Origin of the sequence: Limosilactobacillus panis DSM 6035, assembly GCF_001435935.1 — a bacterium.
Classification (GTDB): domain Bacteria; phylum Bacillota; class Bacilli; order Lactobacillales; family Lactobacillaceae; genus Limosilactobacillus; species Limosilactobacillus panis.
Window position 1 is genome coordinate 1 of sequence record NZ_AZGM01000072.1, and the last position, 352, is coordinate 352.

Annotated in this window: 1 protein-coding gene; it reads left to right on the top strand. The window is 43.2% G+C overall.

Annotated features, from left to right (window positions below):
- Positions 1 to 325 (top strand): IS30 family transposase (locus tag FD32_RS05035; protein ID WP_156410640.1); only part of this gene is annotated, 325 nt, incomplete at its 5' end.
- Positions 326 to 352: the final 27 nt, after the last annotated feature.

Sequence of the window (352 nt, forward strand, 5' to 3'; positions counted from 1 at the left end):
AACCTGTCGTCAAGAGCTTCAGAAGGTGATTAATTACCATCCAAACTGGTTTAACTCGATCACTTTTGATAATGGTGCCGAATTCTCTACATTGGCTAAAATTAGACATGCCAAGATTTACTTCGCTCACCCGTACTCACCTTGGGAACGGGGAAGCAATGAAAACAATAATGGACTGCTTCATCAATTCTATCCCAAGGGCCAACCCATTAAGCAATCCCTTCTCTACCTCCACCAAGCAGTCCAAGCTATCAATACCAAGCCCCGCAAGCTTCTTCACTACCACACCGCTCAACAATGTTTTCATCAATATTTAGCTTCATAGCCATGTTGCACTTGAGTTGACAATTCG